This is a genomic window from bacterium (genome assembly GCA_039961635.1).
GTDB lineage: Bacteria > 4484-113 > 4484-113 > JAGGVC01 > JAGGVC01 > JABRWB01.
On record JABRWB010000059.1, the window covers coordinates 17102 to 38963 of the forward strand.

Annotated in this window: 14 protein-coding genes; 5 read left to right on the forward strand and 9 right to left on the reverse strand. The window is 58.6% G+C overall.

The genetic code is table 11. The features are described 5' to 3' along the window. Positions 1–37: 37 nt before the first annotated feature. Together HRF49_09505 and hutU are read left to right on the forward strand one after the other, a co-directional pair. The gene (locus HRF49_09505; GenBank protein MEP0814883.1) at positions 38–433 is read left to right on the forward strand and encodes a winged helix-turn-helix transcriptional regulator; all 396 of its coding nucleotides are present in this window, start codon (positions 38–40) and stop codon (positions 431–433) included. An 82-nt stretch (positions 434–515) separates the two neighbouring features. Further along, entirely contained in the window at positions 516–2177 is a 1662-nt protein-coding gene (hutU, locus tag HRF49_09510) for a urocanate hydratase (GenBank protein ID MEP0814884.1), read from the forward strand. 36 nt (positions 2178–2213) lie between these two features. On the opposite strand, the gene acpS is transcribed toward hutU, so the two are convergent. The 3 genes from acpS to HRF49_09525 are packed head-to-tail and all read right to left on the reverse strand — an operon-like array spanning position 2214 to position 4490. Then, positions 2214–2576: a holo-ACP synthase gene (gene acpS / locus HRF49_09515; GenBank protein MEP0814885.1), complete on the reverse strand. Its 363-nt coding sequence runs from the start codon at positions 2574–2576 to the stop codon at positions 2214–2216. Continuing rightward, the gene (locus HRF49_09520; GenBank protein ID MEP0814886.1) at positions 2573–3226 is read right to left on the reverse strand and encodes a pyrimidine 5'-nucleotidase; all 654 of its coding nucleotides are present in this window, start codon (positions 3224–3226) and stop codon (positions 2573–2575) included. The genes acpS and HRF49_09520 overlap by 4 nt, the downstream gene beginning before the upstream one ends. Before the next feature lie 19 nt (positions 3227–3245). After that, positions 3246–4490 (reverse strand): glycosyltransferase family 4 protein, encoded by a 1245-nt coding sequence (locus HRF49_09525; protein MEP0814887.1) that lies wholly within the window; start codon positions 4488–4490, stop codon positions 3246–3248. A 61-nt stretch (positions 4491–4551) separates the two neighbouring features. On the opposite strand from HRF49_09525, the gene HRF49_09530 reads away from it, so the two are divergent. After that, the gene (locus HRF49_09530) at positions 4552–4983 is read left to right on the forward strand and encodes a DNA-binding protein (protein MEP0814888.1); all 432 of its coding nucleotides are present in this window, start codon (positions 4552–4554) and stop codon (positions 4981–4983) included. Between the two features lie 23 nt (positions 4984–5006). Here HRF49_09530 and HRF49_09535 read toward each other — a convergent pair whose 3' ends face one another. Further along, on the reverse strand, positions 5007–6065 hold the full coding sequence (locus tag HRF49_09535) for an isoaspartyl peptidase/L-asparaginase (protein ID MEP0814889.1): 1059 nt from the start codon (positions 6063–6065) through the stop codon (positions 5007–5009). Next, complete coding sequence (locus tag HRF49_09540; protein ID MEP0814890.1) at positions 6065–7423, reverse strand: CapA family protein; 1359 nt, start codon at positions 7421–7423, stop codon at positions 6065–6067. The genes HRF49_09535 and HRF49_09540 overlap by 1 nt, the downstream gene beginning before the upstream one ends. A gap of 147 nt (positions 7424–7570) precedes the next feature. Here HRF49_09540 and HRF49_09545 point away from each other — a divergent pair, with 147 nt between their 5' ends. Both HRF49_09545 and HRF49_09550 read left to right on the forward strand, forming a co-directional pair. Next, entirely contained in the window at positions 7571–8557 is a 987-nt protein-coding gene (locus HRF49_09545; GenBank protein MEP0814891.1) for an NTP transferase domain-containing protein, read from the forward strand. A 62-nt stretch (positions 8558–8619) separates the two neighbouring features. After that, positions 8620–11376 carry a S8 family serine peptidase gene (locus HRF49_09550; GenBank protein ID MEP0814892.1) on the forward strand — a complete coding sequence of 919 codons (2757 nt, stop codon included), beginning with the start codon at positions 8620–8622 and terminating at the stop codon, positions 11374–11376. Positions 11377–11463: 87 nt separating this feature from the next. Here the strand turns inward: HRF49_09550 and HRF49_09555 are convergent, their stop codons facing one another. The 4 genes from HRF49_09555 to HRF49_09570 form a co-directional block, all read right to left on the reverse strand. Continuing rightward, a complete protein-coding gene (locus HRF49_09555) occupies positions 11464–14871 on the reverse strand; it encodes an IPT/TIG domain-containing protein (GenBank protein ID MEP0814893.1) in 3408 nt (1135 codons plus the stop codon). Positions 14872–14883: 12 nt separating this feature from the next. Continuing rightward, positions 14884–16704, reverse strand: coding sequence for a PKD domain-containing protein (locus tag HRF49_09560; GenBank protein ID MEP0814894.1), 1821 nt, complete (start codon positions 16702–16704; stop codon positions 14884–14886). A gap of 137 nt (positions 16705–16841) precedes the next feature. After that, on the reverse strand, positions 16842–18950 hold the full coding sequence (locus HRF49_09565; GenBank protein ID MEP0814895.1) for a hypothetical protein: 2109 nt from the start codon (positions 18948–18950) through the stop codon (positions 16842–16844). A gap of 266 nt (positions 18951–19216) precedes the next feature. Then, positions 19217–21712 carry a tetratricopeptide repeat protein gene (locus HRF49_09570; protein ID MEP0814896.1) on the reverse strand — a complete coding sequence of 832 codons (2496 nt, stop codon included), beginning with the start codon at positions 21710–21712 and terminating at the stop codon, positions 19217–19219. Positions 21713–21862 lie beyond the last annotated feature (150 nt).

A 21862-nucleotide genomic window follows, 5' to 3' on the forward strand; every position in this document is an offset into this window, starting at 1 on the left:
CATTGACACCGGGATATGCTAACATCGGCACTTGCCGATGCTTCCCAGTAAGTTTTACGCGGCGGTGGGGGACGATGTAACTTACCGCATAGCTCTTTTAATATCGCGCTACAGATTGAGCGTGAAGGAAATCGTCGCGGCCCTGAATCTCAGTCAGCCCCATGTTTCCCACAAACTGGCGAAGCTTCGCAAATACAGCTGCGTCACGCACGTGCGCCTCGGCCGCTCGGTTTATTACGAGCTCGGAAAGCCCTGCCGCGAAATATTTATCGCCGGTGACAGGATGTGGCGGGAATATCACCCGGAAAGCGCCGACATTTGGAACGACGACTTCGTGCGCCTGGAGGAAACGGTGCCGTTCCTCGAATCGAGGGCGATCGACCGCTCGATTCTTAACCGCAAGCCGCCGCCGTCCTCAAAGGTAGCGAAGTGACGCAACGTGCGGACGGGCGGATAAAATCGGGGCGATGCTGCGTAGTGATATCATCGCAAGGTGTTTCTTGAGGTGATGCGCGATGAAGGGAGCAAGAACCGTTCATCCTCCTACCGGTACCGACCTGCACTGTAAAGGCTGGGTGCAGGAAGCCGCATTTCGGATGATCCAGCACAATCTCTCGCCCGACGTGGCGGAAAATCCCGACGAGCTTATCGTGTACGGCGGAACCGGCCGCGCCGCGCGCAACTGGGAGTGCTTCGACAGAATCCTCGCGTGCCTGCGCTCGCTCGAATCCGACGAAACGCTTCTGGTGCAGAGCGGAAAGCCGGTGGGTATATTCCGTACCCACGAATGGGCGCCGCGCGTCCTTATCAGCAACTCGATGATCGTCCCGCACTGGGCGACCTGGGAAAATTTCCGCGAGTACGAACGGATGGGGCTGACGATGTTCGGCCAGATGACCGCCGGAAGCTGGATTTACATCGGCACGCAGGGCATCCTTCAGGGGACGTACGAAACGTTCGCGGCCGCTGCCGAGCAAAGCTTCGGCGGGACGCTCAAGGGGACGCTGACGCTGACCGCGGGCCTCGGCGGGATGGGCGGCGCGCAGCCGCTTTCCGTCACGTTCAACGACGGCGTGATCCTGTGCGTCGAATGCGATCCCTCGCGGATCATGCGCAGACTCGAAACACGCTATCTTGACAAAGCGACCGAATCGCTGGACGAAGCCGTCGAGCTTGCGATGCGCGCCAAGGAACGCGGCGAAGCGCTTTCCATCGGGCTGCTCGGCAACGCGAGCGAAACGCATCCGAAGCTTGTCGAGATGGGAATCGTACCCGACATCGTGACCGACCAGACCAGCGCTCACGACGAGCTTAACGGCTACGTGCCGGGCGGGATGCCGTACAACGACGCGCTGCGGCTGCGAGCCGATAATCCGAAGGAGTACATCCGTCGCTCGTATGATTCGATGAAGCGCCACGTCGCCGCGATGATCGAATGGAAACGCCGCGGCGCGGTGGTTTTCGACTACGGAAACAATATCCGCGGCCAGGTTCACGCGCAAGGGATGGCGGACGCTTTCGAGTTCCAGGGATTCGTCCCGCTCTACATCCGGCCTCTCTTCTGCGAGGGCAAAGGCCCGTTTCGGTGGGTGGCGCTTTCGGGAGATCCTGCGGACATCCACGCGACGGACGATCTGGTGCTTGAGGTATTTCCCGAAAAAAGCGCGCTGCACCGGTGGATAAACAAAGCGCGGGAGAAGGTCGCTTTCCAGGGGCTGCCGAGCCGGATCTGCTGGCTCGGATACGGCGAGCGGGCAAAGTTCGGGCTTGCGATGAACGATTTCGTGCGAAGCGGCAAAATCAAAGCGCCGATCGTCATCGGCCGCGATCATCTTGACTGCGGCAGCGTCGCGTCGCCCTACAGGGAGACGGAAGGGATGAAAGACGGAAGCGACGCCATCGCCGACTGGCCGATTTTAAACGCGCTCGTCAACACGTCCGCCGGCGCGTCGTGGGTGAGCGTCCACCACGGCGGCGGCGTGGGAATCGGGTACAGCATCCACGCGGGAATGGTCGTCGTCGCGGACGGCAGCGAAATGCAGGCCGCGAAGCTGGAACGCGTTCTCACCACCGACCCGGGCACCGGCATCATGCGCCACGTCGACGCGGCTTACGAAGAGGCGGAGCAGTTTGCGGCGGGATGCACCGATTTGAAGGTGGGAGGTCGGTTGGGTTGATTTCTGGCCGGCATTTTCAGCAAAATGCCGAGGCGCTTACCTTAGTCCATCCGCAACAACCGTCGCGATCGCGTACTCTTTGACATGGCTTATCGTCAGGTGAAGGTGCATCGCCCCGAATTTGTCCATCACGGATTGCGAGAATACGAAATAAGGCTTGCCGGTTTTTTCGTGAGCCACCGCTGCATCCCCGAATCTGAATCGAATGTTTGTCGCTTTAAAAAGCGCCTCTTTCGCCGCCCAGGCCGCCGCGAGATGCATATACGGGTTCTTGATGTTCTTCGCGCTGTATTCCCGCTCGGCTTCGGTGAACATCGTCTCCAGAAACCGCTTGTTGTTCGTGCAGACGCGCTCGACGCGGGCGACCTCGATCAAGTCCGTCCCGATGCCGATAATCACCGCGCGATCTCCGCGATCACTTCCGGCATCGAGTGAATCCGCCGTATCGTGAAGTCAATGTACGGCTCTTTTCCGCCCGCCGCGATTTCATCAGGCGCTTCGTCCCAGACGTGTACCGTCTTCCATCCGCGCGCTTTGGCCGGTTCGAGATACATCGGGAAATCGTCGGCGAACACCGCCAGATCGCCGTCAAGTCCGATTTTCTCCTCCACGAATTCGTATCCCTTCGGGTCGGGCTTCGCCGCCAAATTCAGCGCCCGGATGTCTATCACATCTCTGAAGCAGTTTTCGATGCCGAGCGCTTTCAAAACGCGGCCCGCATGCCGCGTGTCCGCGTTGGTGAATATATATTTCGGGGCGTCTATCGCGTTCAGCGCGGATTCGAGCTCCGGATCGCGCTTTATCATTTCGTCAACCGGAATATCGTGCACAAACGTAAGAAAATCCTCTTCGTCAATTCCGATGGTTTCCCGCAGTCCCTTCATCGTCGTTCCGAATTCATGCCAGTAGCGCACGCGCGTTTCGTCCACCGTCGCCGCGTCGAATCCGAGCCGCTCCACCATGTACCTGCTCATCCGGCGGTCGATCATCCGGAATACTCCGGAGCTTTTGGGGTAAAGCGTGTTGTCGAGATCGAGTATCAAAATCACGCGGGAATTATATCAGCGGCTAAAACTCGCTGCTCGCCGCCATCTCGCACGCGGCCATCGCAACGAGCGCGGTGCGCTCCGGCGAAAATCCAGCGGCGAACCGCAGCCCGTTTTCCGAGAGCTTTTTCCAGTGCTCCTCGTGCTTGGCCAGCCGCGCCATTTCACCCGAAAGGTTGCCCGCGCCGTCGCGCGCGACCGACGGACAGACCGCGCCGTAAACTTCGCGCACCGCGGGCGCGTCGCCGATGACCGCGGGCGTCCCGTAGCTCATCGCTTCCAGCGGCGGAATGCCGAATCCCTCGTCGGTGCTGGGAAACACCAGCGCGAGCGCCTTTGCGTAGGTTTCGCGAAGCTGTTCAATCGGGAGATAGCCCGTGAATTTGACGAACCGCGCCATTCCGGACTGCTCGACAAGCTGCCAGAGGATGTCCCGTTCCCCGCCCTTCCCTATCATAATCAGCGGGTGTTTTTCCCGGATGTCCTTTGCAAGCTGCGCGTACGCGTCGAGCGCCAGCCCCAGGTTTTTGCGCTCCTCGAAAGTCGCGACGCATAAAAATCCTCTTCTTTCCGAGTACTGAACCGGCTCGGAAGTTGCAATCCCCGCCAGGTAGCCCGGCTCCCAGATTCCGCCGGAAGTCGGCGGAAACAGCTTGGGCACCCGGCAAGCGGCGAAGCAGGGAACAACGAGCGTCCGGTCCATTTTGACATCCGGCCAGCGCCCAAGAAACTCGGCCCGGACGGTTTCGGTGTCGAATACAAGCATGTCCGCTTTCCGCCAGCACCGGGGCAGATACTCCGTGAAATAAAGCTCCGCCAGCCGGATTTCGCGGTCTTTTTTATGCAGCGGGATGAGGTCGTGCACGGTCGCGACGTTGGGAATGGCCCGTCCCAGCGGCGCGCCGAGCGCGGGCGAATAGACGACATCGGCTCTTGCGGATTTGGCCGACGCAGGCAGCCCGCTTTGCTCCCATGCCGTGCGGGTGACGGAATGCGCGAGTGGTTTTTCGAGCCGGTTGGGATACAGCCTCGCGATTTCAACGCCCTTCGGCCAGCCCTGCTTTCGCAAAAGCGCTTCCGCCGCTCTTCCTGGAATGTCGCGCCGGATTTCAGCCGCATTCGCACCCGTAAGCGCCAGCCGCTCCATTCCCCAAAGCACGCCGCGGGCATACGCGCCCAGCCCGGTTTCCCCGCCGCCGACCAGAGCCTGCATGTCGAACCCGATGCGCACGAGCGGATTATAGCCCGGCCGTGTTAGAATCGGCACCGATGCGCCCGTTGACCGCGATTACGCGCTTTGGGTTGTTCCGGGCGTGACGGAGGCACCGATGCAAGTCAAGAACGAAGGCCACGTGTATGCGATCCGCATGATGCGGGGCGAAAACTACTTCGAAAATCTGAAAGAGCTGGCGCGCAAGGAGCATATCAAAGGCGCGGTGATTTGGGGCGGAATCGGAATGTTCGACAATCCGAAACTCGGCTATTTCAAAGGCTCCGGCGGCGAGTACGAATTCACGGTGCACGAAGGTTGTTTCGAAGTGCTGTCGCTGCAGGGAAACATCGCCTGGCTTGACGACGAACCGATAATCCATTGCCACGCGGTTTTGGGCCGTGAAGACTTCACGGTTTTCGGCGGACACCTTGCGGACGCCACCGTCGCCGCAACTATCGAGATGTTCATCCGGACGATAGACCCGGTCGCGGTCAGAATGCACAGGCAAATCGAGCCTAACGGACTGGCCGGACTTTATCTCGACTGAACGTCAATTCCGCCCGAAACGCATCAGCCGATTTTGCGTCCGTCCATATCGGTGGCAGGCTCGTCCATTCCGGGCATCCAATACGCGACCGCCATACGCGGAGTTGTGTGCGCGTATCCGATGTTTCCATCCCTGTCGAGAACGATAACGCCCGCATTTCCGCCGATTCGCGCGTGCATGTAACGGCAGGCTTCTTCGGCACCGAATTGGGCCAGCGAAGTTGAGCCGGCTAAGCCAATGCGGCTTTCCATCGCGAGCACCGCGCGCCCCGAAAGCATCGCGCGGATGATGTGCTCGCCGATTCCCGTTGCGCCCGCGCCGCCGATCGCATCGTCGCAGTACAGCCCGCATCCTACCACGGGGGTATCGCCAACCCGTCCTCTGGGCTTGCCCCGAACGCCGCCCGTCGAAAGCGCCACCGCGATCATTCCGGCCGAATCGCGAACGACCGCGCCCACCGTATCGCCGGTGTTATCGTCGTTGTTTCCATTATTATTCAGATTTCTGTTTACGAGCGCGTCGTAGGCGTTGTAGTCTTCGGCCTCCGGCTGGCCGGGCGAGACCGGCAGGCCGCTGTCGTCCGTCGGATTTCCGGCCCGCTCCGCCGCTTTCACCTTCCACCTTTCCCAGCGCTCCCTCTGCCGCTCGGACACCATCGATTGAGGCTCGACGAAATCGAGTCCGCACTCCCGCGCGAATTCCAAAGCGCCCTCCCCTGCAAGCAAAACACTGGGGTGGTTTTCCATCACCAGCCGCGCCAATTCCACCGGATTTTTGAGTACGGACGGAATCGCTGCGATCGCGCCGGCCCGCATCGTTCTTCCTTCCATCACGGACGCGTCGAACCACATCTCGCCGTTTTCGTCCAGCACGCTCCCGTATCCCGCATTGAGATAACGGTCGTCTTCCATCAACCGCACCGCGGCGCAGGCAGCGGCGACCGCGTCATTTCCGCCAAGAATCAGGTCTCGGGCAAGCGCGGCGGCCGCGGACGTAGCGGCGCGGTAATATCCGGCCTCCGTATCGGGAATCATCCCGGCGCCGCCGTGAACAATCACTGCAATGCGGTTTCTTTCGGACACTATGGGTTCGTCCTTGCGGTGGCAGTAACAACATCCGGTTGCGAGGCCGGGAATACTTCTTCCACGCTTCCGGTAAGCACGGGCGCTCCTTTCTCCAATTTGCATCCGTGCAGGCGCGCTGCTTTGGTGTTTAGATTGCCGTCGGGTGTGGATTCAAGCTCGACCTCAAGCAATGCCGTTTCCCGGCCGCCGTGCCATATGAAATTGCCAAGGCTGAACGCGACCGGCTTTCCGTTTATCAGTTCGACCGGCTGGAGCACATGCGGCCCGTGCCCGAATATCAAGTCCGCGCCCGCGGCGGTCAAAACCTCCGCGATTTCGCGCTGAAGCTCGCTCGGTTTGTCCGATTTTTCCGTTCCCCAGTGGAATCCGACAATCAGGTAATCGCATCTGGCGCGGGCTGCTTTGACCTCCGCGGCAAGCTTGTTCCTCCAGGTCGAGCCGAGCGAAGCCGTGCCGTTACCGCGCCCCGCGGCCACGCCCGGCCGGTTCGCGCCCGCGGCGTATCCGGGCGGGATGGTGGCCGTATAAGCAAGGAAGCCTATCTTTTTGCCTTTGACTTCAATGAACCGCGGCGCGCGCGCGGTTTTGTCGTCCTTCCCCGCGCCTACAGGCGAAATCCCCGCGTTGTTAAGCGCGGCAAGCGATTCCTCCAAACCTTTCCATCCGAAATCCATCGCGTGGTTGTTGGCGGTCGTGAGCAGGCGGAATCCCGCCTTGCGAAGCCGCGCGGCCCACTTGGGATCGTCCTTAAGCAGGAACTCCTTCTTATCCTCGATATCCTCCGGCGTCTTTCCGGCGGTAGGCGTGCCGGCGCGCGTCAACTGGCCTTCCAGGTTGCCCGCGAGCAGGTCGAGCCGGTCGCGAACCTCGGCTACGCCTTTAAGGATGTCCATATCAGGGCTTTTCGCGACGCGATCTTTCAGTACCTGGGGGATGTCTATGTCCCCGGCGAGGCCTATTTTGATTATTGCGGGCTGCGGCTTGCGCTTGCGGAAAAACCGCGAAAATTCATAGAACGGTTTCGATTGAAGTTCCGAATACGAACTCGAAGATCGCGGGTCTCCCGGCTTGGCCGAATTCAAAACACTTTCCGCAGGTTCGTTCGCCTCCCCAACAACGGCAGGCTCGGCTATGCTTGGGACTGTATTCGCCGGAGCCCGGGAGGCGAAATCGGAACGCTCCCTTGCCGGCGCAATTTCAACCGAGCCGGGCGACTTGACGGAAACGTTTCGATTATACGATTGCGCGGCCGCGTCCGAACGCGGGGCGTCGTCGCCGGATTCTAGCTCCATCCGCTCGCGTACTGCCCAAATCAGTCCGGCGGCAAGCACCAGGGTTAAAACAAACTCCATCATGAAACGCGCCGCACGCACGAGCCAATTATAGATTGATTCGCACTGAATATATGTCCGCTCTCGGCGGAAGAAGTGAGCCGTATACCGCCATCTGCTATCATCACCCGGCCGCATCGAGCGGCCTTGCATCGCTTCGGAGGAAACATCATGAAGGCAATCATCCCCGCCGCGGGCGTGGGCACACGGCTGCGTCCGATAACGAACACCACGCCCAAGGCGCTGGTGCAGGTCGGCGACAAACCGATAATCGGACACATCCTCGAACGGGTAATCGGCCTGGGCATCAAGGATATCGTCATCGTCGTGGGTTACCTGGGCGACATGATCAAGGACTACGTCGGCGCGAACTTCAAAGGCGCATCGTTCGAATATGTGCACCAGCGTGAGCTGCTTGGCCTCGGACACGCCATCTGGATGTGCGGAGAGCTTATACCGTCCGACGGCGGCTTGTTCATCATTTACGGCGACACGATTGTTGAAGGCGATATGGAAGCGATGTTCGACGCGGCGGGCGACGGAACGCTGGGCGTAAAAACCGTGCCGGATCCGGAGCGCTTCGGCATAGTCGAGCTGGACGGCGACAAAATCAAACGCGCCGTGGAAAAGCCGGAAAAATTCATGGGGGATACCGCGCTAATCGGCGTCAACTATTTCAGAAGCGCCGGAAAGTTGTTCGACGCGCTGAATTACGTGGTCGAGAACGACATCAGAACCCGCGGCGAAATACAAATCACGGACGCCTTCCAGATTATGATTGAAAGGGGTGCCGATTTGCGTGCGTTTTGGGTGGACGAATGGTTCGATTGCGGAAAGCCTCAAACGCTACTGTCCACGAACAGGCACATCCTTGAGAGGCTCGCGCATTCACCGGCCGGCGAAAATTGCGTTTTCATTCCGCCCGTATTCGTTGCGCCCGACGCGAAAGTTTCGAATTCCATCGTGGGGCCGAACGTGACGATTGCAAGCGGCGCATCCGTCGAACGCTGCATTCTGTCGAACACAATCGTGAATCCCGAAGCGCATTTAACCGGCTACATGCTGCAGGATTCGCTCATCGGTTATCAGGCGGTCGTCAGCCAGAGCGCCAGAAGCCTTGTGCTTGGAGATTACACGAACATCGAAAGCGTGGTTTGACCGTTTCCGCCGGCCCGCGAATGAATCCGCCCATGCCGCTTTGTTTCGGGTAGAATGTGAACGTGGGCCGGTACAAGTTAAGTCGGGCGCTCGCATCGGCAATTTCGGCTGTATGGCTTGCCGCAATCCTTTTGTGCTCCTGCGAAAGCAAAAACGCGAAATCGAGCTTGCCGCGCGCCGCTCTTGACGGCAACAGCGCCGCGGAGCCGATCGAAGCGGCAACCGGCGCAGATCCCCAGCGAACCGCGGCGCCGCCCGTTCGCGCCGAAAATGGCGAATTTCCGGATTCCGCAATTAAAACACAAATCGCCGGCGCGGGTATCGCTTCAAACGAAGTGGTCGCGTTGCTCAATGCGGATTCAACCGAGGACGACGCTCGCAAGGTTGCATCGGAGTGCGGCGGCGCACTTGTCGTATGGATTCCGGAAATCCATGGAGCTGTAATCCGATTTGCAACCGGCGAGGGAAACCGAATCGTAAGCGATGCCACGCTCGCATCGGAATCGGAGCGCCGGTCGATCGCGGCGCTGACGCCCGACGCCGCTCCGGGGCTTCCGGAGGCGATAAACCGGGTTGCAAGCGCCGACGGCGTAGAAGCGGCCCGGCCGCACTATTACGGCTCGCTTGCATCCGTAATTCCCGACGATCCCGAGTACGGATACCAATACGATTCCTATTATCTATACTTGGACCCGATTGAAACTTGGGCTGTTTCAACGGGCTCATCGGACGTCGTAATCGCGATAATCGACAGCGGAGTGGATTACGGCCATCCCGATTTCGCCGGACGTATCGTCACGGATCCAAATCCGGGCGACGGAATACCGGAAGGAGGGCGGGATTTTATGAGTCCGCCCGCCGCGGGTGACGGGCGCGCCACGCCGGGGAACGGGATAGACGACGACGGGGATTTTCTGATAGACGAATCCGAACGGCATGGATGCAGAGTCGCCGGAGTCGCGCTTGCGACCGGCGGCAATGCTTACGGAATCGCCGGAATGGATTGGAACGCCAGGATACTTTCGCTTCGCGTAACTCCCGCCAACGGCGACGAAGGCGGACCGGGGTCCGAAATCTGGGAATCCGACACCGCGCTGGCAATGGCGTACACGCTTCGGTTTCCCGATGTGCGCGTTGTCAATATCAGCATCGTTTTTCCGCGCGACGCAGCCCTTTTGCGCGAGGCAACCCAAGCGTGCGCTTCTTTCGGCAAGCTTCTTGTAGCTGCGGCCGGGAATGAGGGTCTGGACACTCCTGTTAAGTGCGCGCCGGCATATTTCCCGGAAGCGCTTGCCGTGGCGGGCACTCAAGCCGGCTGGAGTATTTGGAGCAACGGCGCGAACGAAGGTTCGAATTACGGCACGTTCGTCGATGTCTGCGCGCCGGCGAAGCTTTTATACACCATTAACTCGAACGGCGCGGACCGCCGATATACCTATGCTTCGGGTACGAGCCTCGCAACCGGCCTCGTAAGCGGGCTGGCGGGACTTGTTTTCGCCGCACACCCCGGTTATACGGCGGAAGACGTTCGCAACGTCATTCTTGGCACCGCAACCAGCATAGATTCGAGCAATCCCGGCTACGAAGGCAAGCTGGGAGCGGGCAGGATAAATCCCCCGCTGGCAATGCAGCCCGCGGTATCATTGCCTCCCGTAATGGAAAAAGCAAGGTTCAACGGCAAACGCAAGGGGGGCATTCACAACGGCCTTTGGGAAATCGACCTGTTTTTCTCCAGAAAATTGGACGCGCCGGCCGCCACCGATTTGTCACATTATTCGATAACGCCGAATCCTGGCATAGTCAGAGCCGTGCTTTTGGACGGAGGCAGATGCGTTAGATTGTTGGTCGGGCAAATATATATGCTTGTCCCGTATACCGTTACGATATCGGGGTTGAAGGCCGAGGACGGTGAGCTGATGCAACCGTACGAACAAACCATCGAAATAAGCGGGACATCCAGCTCGTTCAACGCGCTTTCAAAGTCGTCGGGGGCCGCGGCTGGCGCGTCATCGGAGTTTTCCGCGCTTTTTGACGCGGCCAAGTCTATCGACGACGACCAGGAAACTTATTGGTATGCCGAAGTCCCCGTTTCGGGAAGCGTCGAACTGAAAGTGAAAATTGACGGCGCGGAAACAATAAATTCAATCACGCTTCAGCAGCGACCGGACATAATTGGCGGATTTTACGGCCAGGTATTCGATGTTTACCTGGCGGGCGTGGAATCGGACCAGTTTTCGGGAAGGACCGAATACTCAAGGATTTTGATTGCGCAGGACTTGCTTGCTCAAAACGGGCAGCAGGTTAAAATCGAGTTTCCTTCGATGCAGGCGATTTACGTAATATTCAAATTCAAAGCCGGGGACGACGTGCTTCACGACAGCGACTCGATACCGAACGGCGTGTCGGTTTCCCAGGTGACAGCCACAAGGGAGCTTTCTCAAAATGACGTATACGCGCCGTTCATTGCTTCAATGATTCCGCGCTACGCGCCCCTGGGAGCGACCGTTGTTTTCAGGGGCGATTCCTTCGGAGATGGCGGGGCGGATTCGGGTGTTTATTTCGAAACGATAAAAGCAACGGTGATTTCATGGTCAACGGACGAAATCACGGCTCTGGTTCCCTACAATCCTTTATCGCTGCCCGTCGCGATTCCTCCCGGCGTCCCGGACGACGCCTCCGTCAACGGAGAGGGCGGCGTTACCGTTCCGCCTACCCAAAATGCCATTCTTCCTGCGGAAAAAGACGCCGAGTCCGGTCCGGTTTACGTCAGGCGCGGTGCGTTTATCTCCAACCAAGTCCAATATATCCGCACGGAATAATTTCGCGTTTTCACAAACTGCAGGCTATACCGGCAATCCGGCCTTTTCACGGGCCGGATTGCCGTCAGTTATTTTCATCGCTTCAAATCATTCCACGGCAGTGACGCGCCGGAATCCGTAGTAAACGCCGTGCTCGAAATTGCCGGAGTACACAGCCGACAAGCCGCCTTCAAGATCGATTGCGCCGGAAACCGCATCCACACCGGTGGGCGTTACGATGAAATTCAGCGGAACATTGGAAACCGAACCGGGAGCGGTTCCCACGGCGCAGTAAAACGCCGTGTCGAAGAACGGAGCGTAGCTTGTCCATCCGGACAAAATGGCGTTGTATCCGCAATAATAATCGAACGGAGAGGTGGAAAGCGCGGATGTCGAAATCCTGTCCTGCACCCAGTTTGTTCCTTGCTGGTAGAACATGTCTATGAATCCGGCTCCGGGCGAAATGCCCGCTCCTTCCATCCCCTGAACAGACAGGCCGTCCATGGCGGGATTTTCGCCGATGCCGTCCGTCAGATTGATCGGATGCTTAACCCAAACGCCGCCCGTGAACTCCAACCAAAGCGCCTCGGACGAGCCGGGATCGTAATATACCGGTGTCAACTGCTCTCCGTCGGGCCTGATTACCAAATCGATTCCAATCGGCGCGGTTACGCCCAAATTATCCACATCGCGAATATCCCATCCGCCTCCAGGAAGCAACGAAGCCAGCTTCAGCGTTCGATTGATGGTTGATGTGGCCGACGTATGTACGAACAGGCAGCTCGCATTCGTGCCTTCAGGGCTGCCCGAAAGCACCGCCATGTCCGTGAATCCGACGTCGCCTATGCTGCCGGAGCCAACCATTTCGGAAGGACTAAGTATGTCGTCCGACGCGTCGTAAGTGCGGTACATCAGTTCCGGACCCACTTGATAAAAAATGTGATACACGGAACCCTGCGCATCCAGGCCGCCGGACAGGAAGTCAGTGGGGCCTCCCGATTCAATCTCCGTTATTTGCGTTATTCCACCGCTCTCAAATCCAAAGTAAAGCTTGTTGAAGGTAATGTCCTTAAACAGGAATCCGGTGCCGCCGTTGAAGTCGTTTGCTATCTGGTCGTCGCCGGATAAGAGATCGCAGTCGCCATATCCGTCACCAAGAAGGAACGAACCGTGTGCGCCTCCGCCGGAAGTGTCCCAATCGACCATGTAGTAATCCCAGGAAACGGTGTCGGTGTGAGTGCTGTGGATGTTTCCGTTCAAATCTACAACGATTGAAGAGTAAAACTCCGCGTTAGTGCCGGGAACTTCGTACGAAAACGTCGTGGTTGAAGGCGTATAGAAATCGTGCCTGTAGAGAAGCGCGGTGCCCTGGGTGTCGCCGGTTGCAACATAAACGAATCCGTCGTCGTAAATCGCGTCGTAGTGGCCGGTGGGCACGTTCGACAACGTACGAGTCGTCCAACCGTTGCCGTTCCAGAACACCAAGCGGGCCGCATGCGAGGTCTGGTTCTGAAAATGGTAAACGATCGCCGGTGTGTTGTAGGAAATCATCAAAAGGCTGTGCGCGCCGGCGGAATTGGTTCCCGGCGTGCCCATTGACTGCCAGCTTCCGCTTGAGTTCGAACTAACGCGTACCGAAGTGCCCACAAGATCGGTGTAGCTCACGAATGCGTCGTTGTCGCCGAACGCGGGGGGGGGGCTGCCTTCTGGCGGGGCTCCCTCCGGATAATTGATTACCGCAACATCGACCTGCCCGCCGACGTAATTCGTCGTCGTCACGGTTTCGACTATCCACTGCGAGCCGCTGGAGTCGAAGCTTGCAAAATACACCGCCTTGTCGGTCATGTCTCCCCAGGCGACGTAAATTCGGCCATCGAAGTCTGTACAGGCAGACACCCAGCCTATTTCGCTTGGCGTGGACGTGATAGCCGTGGGAGGATCCCAAGTGAAACCGCCGTCGGCGGAGCTTGACACTTCGATGATTCCGTTCCTCGCGAAGGCGACCCAAACCGCTCCGCCGGAATACGCGCATCCGACCGCGCCGGAATAGTTGCCCGGAAACAGGTAATAGGTTTCAAACCCCGCACCCGGCTCCGTTTTGTCATATCGAAGCGCGGTTGCGTTGCCGCCTATCGTGAACGTGTGGATGAACGTTCCGTCGAAGCACGAGGACGTACCCAATCCTGTCATTTCGCCCGCGATTAAGCGGCTTTGCTGGAACTTGTAAAAGTCAGACGGTGTACCGAGCCTGTAATACCAGGTATTGCTGCTCAGCGGCTGGCTGTTGGTAACCTGTACGGTTCCCGTATGTTCGGCGCCCGCGGGAAGCGAAACATGAATTTCGGTATCGGCCCAGGAAATCAAATCCGTGGAGACCGCGTCGATTGTCACGCCGTTGAAATCAATGCTTCCAGGTGTATTTCCAAACTTTGTGCCGTAAATCGAAATATCCGTTCCCGGCTGCGCCTTCTGCGGAAATACATTCGTAATCGTCGGTGTAAGGTTTGGAATGACCGTCGTGAAAACATGGTTCGACTGCGGCGCACCCGTGACGTTTACCCACACCTCGGTAAGCCCGTCAAGGCCGGAGGGGACAGGAAACGAAATCAAAGTATTCGACCACGACAGCCCCGCGGTGCGGTTGTCTATGCTGCGAATTCCGAACCTGACCGTGCTTGTTCCCACGAAATTTCCGAAGTTGTTGCCCTCCAGCTGCACGAGTTCACCTTCGTTCACCGGATCGGGCAATACGCTTAGCAAGTAAGGAGCGCTGGACGTGAACACTTCGACAGTCTGGGACACGACGCCGTTTATGGATACGCCTATCGGTCCGCTTGTGGTGTTCGCCGGCACTCTTGCCACGATCGTTGATGCGCTCCATGAAACCACTTCGGCTTCCAACTGGCCCTGCACGACGGTTTCGGAAGGCTGCCGCTGGCCAGCCGAGCTTACGGTGCTTCCGCCGATTCCCCAGAAATACACCTTGTCGGTTGCGGAATTGTACTCGCCGAAGTTCATCCCCGAAATCGTAACGGTCGAACCCGGCATGCCCCTGACGGGCGAGAACGTGGTTACCTGGTGAGCTCCGATCGTGATGGACATAACCGTCGAAAGCGCGCTTTCGTCGCCTTCGATGTCCACCGTGGTCAGCCCGTAGTAGTAGGTCTGGCCGATCATCGGGCTGAAATAGTCGAAGTATTGGGCGAGCGGCCCGGAGCCGCCCGACACGATGGTCGAGTTCACCTTGGTGGCTTCCGAAGGGACAGTGAAAGGCGATTGCCTTTTGTAGATGTTGTATCCTCGGACGTCGGGCTGTGACGAACGAAACCAGTCAAGCCTGACTCCTCTCGGCAAACCGCTTTCGTCCCGCAGGATTTCCAGCCTTAATTCGCCCGGCGCAAGGCCGGGGCCGGACGGCCCGGGCTCCAAGACAGTCCCGCCTTTGCCGCAGGAAGTCAAGGCCGACAGCATCGAAAATATCGCAATCGCAATCAAGTATGCGTATGAGTATTTCATTTTCGAATCCTCCTAAAGCTGCACCGGCCCGCCGGGACTCCAGTCGGGCGGTGTCGGAAGCACGGTAAACGGCAACGCGTTGGACGTCTTGCCGTCCCTCACAATGTGTACGACGCCGTTCGCCGTACCGGGCGGGACGAAAAACGTAATTTGCGAATCGGCCCAGGTGTCCGCCGCAATTTGGACGCCGTTCCAAAACAGAAGTCCGGTCGTCCCATCGCCGAAATAAAGCCCGGTCAACGTGACCATGTCTCCTTCGACGCCGGACGCCGGCGAGATCGTTTCAAGAACCGGCGTGGGAACGTCAATCACAAGCGGCAGCGGATTTGACGCCAGACCGAAATCGTTCGTCACGACGACATCCCACGTGCCGAATTCCATATCCGCGGGAATCCCGATTTCAATCTGCGTGTCGCTCCAGGAAATCACGGTCGCCGTGCGTGCGCCCACCGCAACCGAGCCGCTTCCCATCGCATCTTCGAAATAGCTTCCCGAAATAACCACGTTTTCTCCGGGCAGAACCATTCCCGGGGTGATCGAAGACAGCTGTGGGAAAGCCGCGCCCACAACGATGTCGAGTTCGTCCGTCAAGGTGTACTCGGTTCCTTCAAATATCGTGGTGGCGGTCAGGACAGCGTGGTAATCGGATACGACTGTATAAGTGCGCGGGTAATCGCCGGAGGCCTCCAAGGACGGCTGATCGTAAAGGTGCTTTATCTCGTTGATGGTTCCGTCGCCGTAGTCAAGCGTGACTTCGGACGGATATAGCTTGTCGCCTTGCACGGTCACGCTGAAAACCACGTCAAGATTGCGCGGGCCGGCCAACGGATTGGCATTCAATATCACTTCGCGAAGATCGTGGATGCTTCCGGAGCGATCCACGACGTTGCCCAGCGAATCGGAAACGGTGAGCGATACCCGGTAGATTCCCGGCTCCGCGTATTGATGAACCGGATTTTCTTCGTCCGACGTGGTGCCGTCGCCGAAATCCCAGTGATAGGTGAAAGGAGGAAGCCCGCCCGACAGCGTCGAGAAGAATTGGAATTCCCGCGGATTGCCCGTCGGCTGCGGATCCTGAACCGTCAAGTCCAGCGGTTCGATGCCGGTGGTCACGCTCACCGAGGTGGAAGAATAGACAGAAATTCTTCCGCCCGCGTCGGTCGCGGTCAATACGACGTTGTAATCGCCGACGGGAAAGAACGTATGGGAAACCGAAGCGCCCGTCGCGGTTTCGCCGTCGCCGAAATCCCAGTGGTAAGTCACCGGCTCTATACCGCGCTCGTGGAACGCGTTGAAGTTGACTTCAAGAGGCGCCGGGCCCAGCGCGTAATCGGCGAACGCCCAGGCTTTGAATGTCGAGGCGTCGTCGAGCTGGGAATGCAAAATCAAAATAATGTAAATTCCGCCTTGCTCCAGCGTGAATACGACCGTGCGGCCGTCTTCACCGACAATGCCGGACGCCACCGGAAGAACCACCCCGTTTGGATAGAGCCTGTACAGATAAACCACTGTTCCGGGACTGACCGGATTTTGAAGCTGAATCGTCACCCTGACCGGAGCGCCGAAATCGCCTCCAGCCTGATTTACAAGGTTGAACGAATCCAAGGCGACGTATCCGTGCGGAATGTCCATCACGTTCGGCTCGTACGAACCGATGAACACCTGGTCTATTCCTTCGGCTATCACCCAGGCGTTTTCCTTCGGCGCCGGCCCTCCCCCGCCGGGAGCAGTCGGAGGCTTTGCGCCCCCCTGGCAAGACGCGAGCGCATACATTGCAATGGAAAATACGGCAATTGCAACCGCTGCGCGCCAAACGGTAAGCGAGTTATGCATATTCCTCACCTGCCCCAATCAAATGAATGCGTACAAAACCGCCCCGCCAGCGGCGGGATTGAATTATTGTACCCTATCGCCCGCAATTATTAAAGGTGTTCCGGTCAATCAAGTTTGCGAATAAAATGGACGATCAGTCACCGAGTCGCGGAATTGAGTATAACCTGCATTTCCGCATCCAGCCCGCAGCCTATTTCGAAGCGGATCGGATTTGCGGTGTCCGGCCCGGGACGGGTCCACTTGGCATTGTTCCCGGCGAAATCAAGCGTTCCCGGGTAGGTGTCATCCCCGCCGGTGTCGAGAAACAGCCCGATCGTCCGCATCAGGTCGCGCAGCGAGCCGCGCGGCCCGCCGTTCCCCTGCCCCAGCGTCACTCCCGAAGTCCGGTATTCGTCGTCGCCTTTGACGTCCCAGAAAATTCCGGTACCTTGTGCGTTCCCGCCGCCCAGCGACAGGTTCGGCGCTTCGTAAACGTCGTTCCCGCCTTCCTCGAACAAAAATCCGACGCTGAAATCGTGGCCGGCGCCCTGCGCCATGTTCATCTTCGCCGTGTACCTGTCGTCGCCCGCGGCGTCGTCCAGAATCCCGACTCCGAAGTGCGCGCAGCTCGCCTGCACGTACCACTGGCCGAAGTAGCTGTCGTTCCCCGAAACGTCCGCCAGAATCCCCACGCCGTACCAGTACGCCGCGCCCTGGCCGAACACCCCGCACGAATACTTGTCGTCGCCCGCGCCATCCACAAGAATCCCGACGCCGCCCGCCATCGAATGGCCGTCGGTTATGTCCGCCCTTTTGCCGAACCCGAATCCCTGACAGAGCGAGCTGTTGTGCTTGTCGCTCTGCGCGCTGGGGAACTTTATGTCCGCGTCCTCCGCGATGTATTCGTCGTTCCCGGAGTTGTCCAGAAGGATTCCGCACCCCAGCGTCCATCCGTATCCCTGGCTCGTCTGGTAGCTGTAGTAAACGTCGTCGCCGCCCGCATCCCACAGCGCGCCGGCTCCGAAATGCCCCGCCGCCTGGCTGCCGACGACCGACTCGTAGTAATCGTTGCCTGCAAGATCAATAAGCGCGCCGCCGCCGAACAGCCCCGCGCCCTGCGAAACCGCTTTCGCGGAATATTTGTCGTTTCCGGAAAAGTCAATCACGATTCCATAGCCGAGCACACCCGCCCCCTCGGCAGGAGTCAGTGCGCCTGATTCCGTGTAACTGTCGTCACCGGCCATGTCGAGAATGATGCCCGCCCAGTTATCCGCGTTATCCGTCCTTGCGCCGCTCGAATAATTGTCGTCGCCTCCGGTTTCGACAACCAGAAACGGACTTGAGCCGGAATATTCATCTATCCCGACGCTTCCGAATATTATTTCTCCTAGCGGCGAAGGCAGCCGGACGCTGTTTCCATGCAGCTTGACATTGCCGTTTTTCAGCTTCGCGTATGCCAGATCTACCGCATGCGAAACGTACATCAACCCGGTATACAGATATCCCCAGTCCACGCGGTCGGCCGCGCCTTCCACGGTCCGCCCGACTTCCGCATCCGGCGTTTCGCTGTCCACCTCGCCTATGTATTTCATCGCGGCGTCGAATAAATTTTCGCGCTCTTCCGGAGAAAAATCCGCGAATGCGAGTTCGCGATACTCGGCGGCCTTCACCGTTCCGTATATGATTATCGCGGCCGCGGATTGAAGCTCTTCCGGTATTTCAACGCACTGATTCTTGAATTCAGATTTGTCCCGCAGCCTCGCGATGCTTTTCCCTCCCCCCATGTTATCCCACATGTACATCAGCGCATCGTACAGAGCGTCCTTCCCCTCGCACTTGGGCAGATAATCCTCCAGCGGCTCGCCGACCAAAGTGATTCTTATCTTCCTTCCGATCTGGCTCGACGCGGAATACAGGATATCCATAGAGCCTTTCGTGTTCGCCAGAAGCGAATCCCGCACGATGCGCGTGTACGGCGGAATTTTCACGGGATCGTCCGAGAGCACATCGAACGTGTGCAGCCGGTACTTGTCCCCGCCGAACATCCCGCGGTCCGCGCGGTCTATTCCGAGCACCGACGAATCCAGTCCGAGCTGCCCCAGCGCCTCGGCGAACGGATCGGGAGAGTACGCCATCTCCGCCCCCCACGCCGCATGCGTTGCAAGCGCGCCCGCATTGATTTCACCGATTCCGCAAACCAGAAGCACCGCAGCCGAAATCAACACCGCGGCGAGCGCGAAAAACGAAAAGCAGCCCGGTTCCCTCATCCAAGGTTCCTCCGGCGGAGACCCGCCGCGCGGAATTGTAACAGTACGTCGGTCGAAAATTATCGCTGTTACGGATTTTGAATCATTGCGGTATTGGACGAACAGCCGTCCAAACTGCTCCCGAATTATCGAAGCCTTAAAGGATAATTACTAAGCTGATTCGCCGCCGGTGCTTTCAGCAGGATATCGCCTGGAACCGCCGGCATATCGCGTAATTTGCCGCTCTCGGCCCGCCTTGAAGTTTGGACTGCGATCCTGCGCCAACTTCAGTACCCGTATCCGTAATCGTCGCCGCCGTAGTAGTCGTCCATCGCGTCCTCGATGTTCTCCATCCGCTCGCCGGCGTCTTCCGCGAACTCCCCGTCCGGAGCCAGCTCCAGATACATCGAGTAATAGCCGTATGCGCTTTCCAGGTCGCCCGCGGTTTCGAACGCGATGCCAAGCCAATAGTACGGCGGAGCGTAGCTTGGCCACTTGTTGACCGCGTTCGACAGAATGTTGGAGCCGGTTATCAAGTCGCCGCCCAGGATGTACGCCGCCCCGGAAAAATGATAAATTTCCGGCGTGTTGGGGTACATCGCGTCGAGCTGAATCAACATCTGGACGGCACCGGCGTAATTTCCGGAGAGGATCATATTCTGCGCTGCGGCCAGTCCCGACGCAAGGTCGCTCGATGCGGGGGGGGAGGCGCCGGCCTGCGGCTGGGATTGCGCCGCCCGGCCGTATGCCGGATCGAGCTGCACGGCCTTGTCCAGGTTTTCCTTCGCCTTTGCCGCGTCGCCCTTTGCCTGGTAAACCTGGCCGAGGCCGAAGTAAGCGTCGGCGTATTTGGGATCGATCTCGATCGCGCGCCGGAAATGGTACAGCGCGTCGTCGTTTTTGCCCTGCTTGAAAAGCGCCCAGGCGTAAAAGTTGTGGCCGATGCGGTCGTTCGGAGAAACTTCCAGCAGCTTCTTGAGTTTCGCCTCCGCTTCCGGGTACTTTCCTTCGTTGAACAGAAGATATCCTTCCGCGGAAAGCACCTGCGGATGGCTGGGCGCGATAACGTCCGCCTGCTTGTAAACCGCCCACGCTTCGGACGATTTTCCCGCGAGCGCGTAGGCCTCGCCCAGCATGCACATCACGTTGATGTTTTTAGGCGACAGCGACTGGGCCTGCTTGTACCACTTGATCGCCTCGTCCCATTTCTGCTGGTCTGCGTGCGTGCGGCCGATGCCGAGGAGCGTGTCTATCCCTTCCGGCCAGATGGACTTGGCGCGGTTGAAGTTGTCCAGCGCCTGCGCGTAGTCCTTCTTCACGATGTACGTATATCCCAATCCGTTGAGCGCGACCACGTCGCCGGGTTTGATTTCGAGCGCGCGCTTGTACTCGTAAATCGCGTCGTCCGATTCGCCGCGGCTCATATGAATAGTCGCAAGCTGAAGGTGCGCGTTCGCGTTTGTCGGCTCGGACTGCGCGACTTTTTGCGCGATGGCGAGGCCTTCGTCCGCGCGGCCGGCGCGGGTTAGCGAAAGCGCGTAGGCGAGCTGGCTTCCTGTGTTGCCGGGATTCTTGTCCAGCCCCTTTTTGGCTTCGGCGAGCGCGTCGTCGTAGCGTCCGAACATTTCGAGCGCCTCCGAGCGCGCGAACAGCGGCTGCGCGTCGTACGGCGCGAGCTGCGCGGCCTTGTCGCAATAAGAAAGGGCGTCGTCGAGCCTGCCCATCAAGTAGGCATGCCTCGCCAGGCCGACGTAGCATGAAACCTTGACGCTGTTCTGGTCGGACTTTTCGATTGCTTCCTTGAACAGGCGCTCGGCCTCATCGTACCTGCCGCGCACGAACTCGATATACGCCATCCCGAACCGCGCCTCGGCGAAATTGGGATTTATCTGCAGAGATTTTTCGAAATTGCGCTTCGCGTCATCGAATTTGAAATTCATGAAATCGAGCACGCCCAGCGAAAACACCGCGCGGTCGAACGACGGCTCCAGCGATACCGCTTTTTCCAGATCCTGCCGTGCTTCGTTCCATTTGAAACGGTATGTTTGAATCAGGCCGCGGTTGAAATACGCGTGCGCGTTGCCCGGCTCTATCGATAGCGCGTTTTCGACGTGTCCCATCGCGGTTTCCAGGTCTTCCGGCGAAATGTACTCGCGTGCGAAGCCCGCGCCTTCTTCGCTGCCGAACAGGATGATGTTGGACAGCTGGATTTCCTTGTAGCAATCCCAGTTTTTCCATTCCTGCTTTTCGATGGCCTGGGTTTCCTGCGAGTCAAGCGTGATGGACGCGGCGCCGGTCTTGTTCACTTCGCCGATAATTTGGGTCGCCAGGTTGGCGTAAAGGACGCTCACGTTGTCCTTCGCTTCCTCCACCTCGAACGGCGCCTCGATTTCGCCGGACTCGACGTTGACCAGCCTGCAGCTCACGAGCAGCTTGTCCTGGCTTACCTGGAAGCTTCCGACCACCATGCTCTTCGCGCCGATCAACTTACCCGCTTCGACCGCCTCGGTAGTATCCACGAAGCCGCTTTGCTGCAGGCGCTGCTCGCCCAGTATCTTGGCAAGCTGCGCGCGCTCCACCACGACGATGCTTTTGACTTTCGCCAGTTTGGTAGTCAGGCTTTCGGCGATTCCGAAGGAGAGCCAGTTGAGCTCTTCTTTGGCCTGGACGTTTTCGAAGTTCATCACGACGATGCGCAGCTTTTCCTGCTCCTGCGCGCAAAGCGGGCCACAGCAGGCAAGCGCCAGCGTTATTGCCAAAAGCAGTCTGAATGCGGATTTCATGGAATTTCCCCTTTTGCAGCCGCGCGATTTGCCGGACGCAATGAAATTATACATCCGCTTCAAGGAAACCACCCGGTTGAATGTTTCGTATCAAACTCCGGTTTCGAGCGCGAAATACCCCGGATGCGCCGCGATTGTTGACAATCACTA

Excerpts from the sequence above, each read along its gene's own strand:
- HRF49_09505 (MEP0814883.1), top strand. The coding sequence starts at position 38 with ATGCTTCCCAGTAAGTTTTACGCGGCGGTGGGGGACGATGTAACTTAC.
- hutU (MEP0814884.1), top strand. The coding sequence starts at position 516 with ATGAAGGGAGCAAGAACCGTTCATCCTCCTACCGGTACCGACCTGCAC.
- HRF49_09530 (MEP0814888.1), top strand. The coding sequence starts at position 4,552 with ATGCAAGTCAAGAACGAAGGCCACGTGTATGCGATCCGCATGATGCGG.
- HRF49_09540 (MEP0814890.1), bottom strand. The coding sequence starts at position 7,423 with ATGATGGAGTTTGTTTTAACCCTGGTGCTTGCCGCCGGACTGATTTGG.
- HRF49_09545 (MEP0814891.1), top strand. The coding sequence starts at position 7,571 with ATGAAGGCAATCATCCCCGCCGCGGGCGTGGGCACACGGCTGCGTCCG.
- HRF49_09555 (MEP0814893.1), bottom strand. The coding sequence starts at position 14,871 with ATGAAATACTCATACGCATACTTGATTGCGATTGCGATATTTTCGATG.
- HRF49_09560 (MEP0814894.1), bottom strand. The coding sequence starts at position 16,704 with ATGCATAACTCGCTTACCGTTTGGCGCGCAGCGGTTGCAATTGCCGTA.
- HRF49_09565 (MEP0814895.1), bottom strand. The coding sequence starts at position 18,950 with ATGAGGGAACCGGGCTGCTTTTCGTTTTTCGCGCTCGCCGCGGTGTTG.
- HRF49_09570 (MEP0814896.1), bottom strand. The coding sequence starts at position 21,712 with ATGAAATCCGCATTCAGACTGCTTTTGGCAATAACGCTGGCGCTTGCC.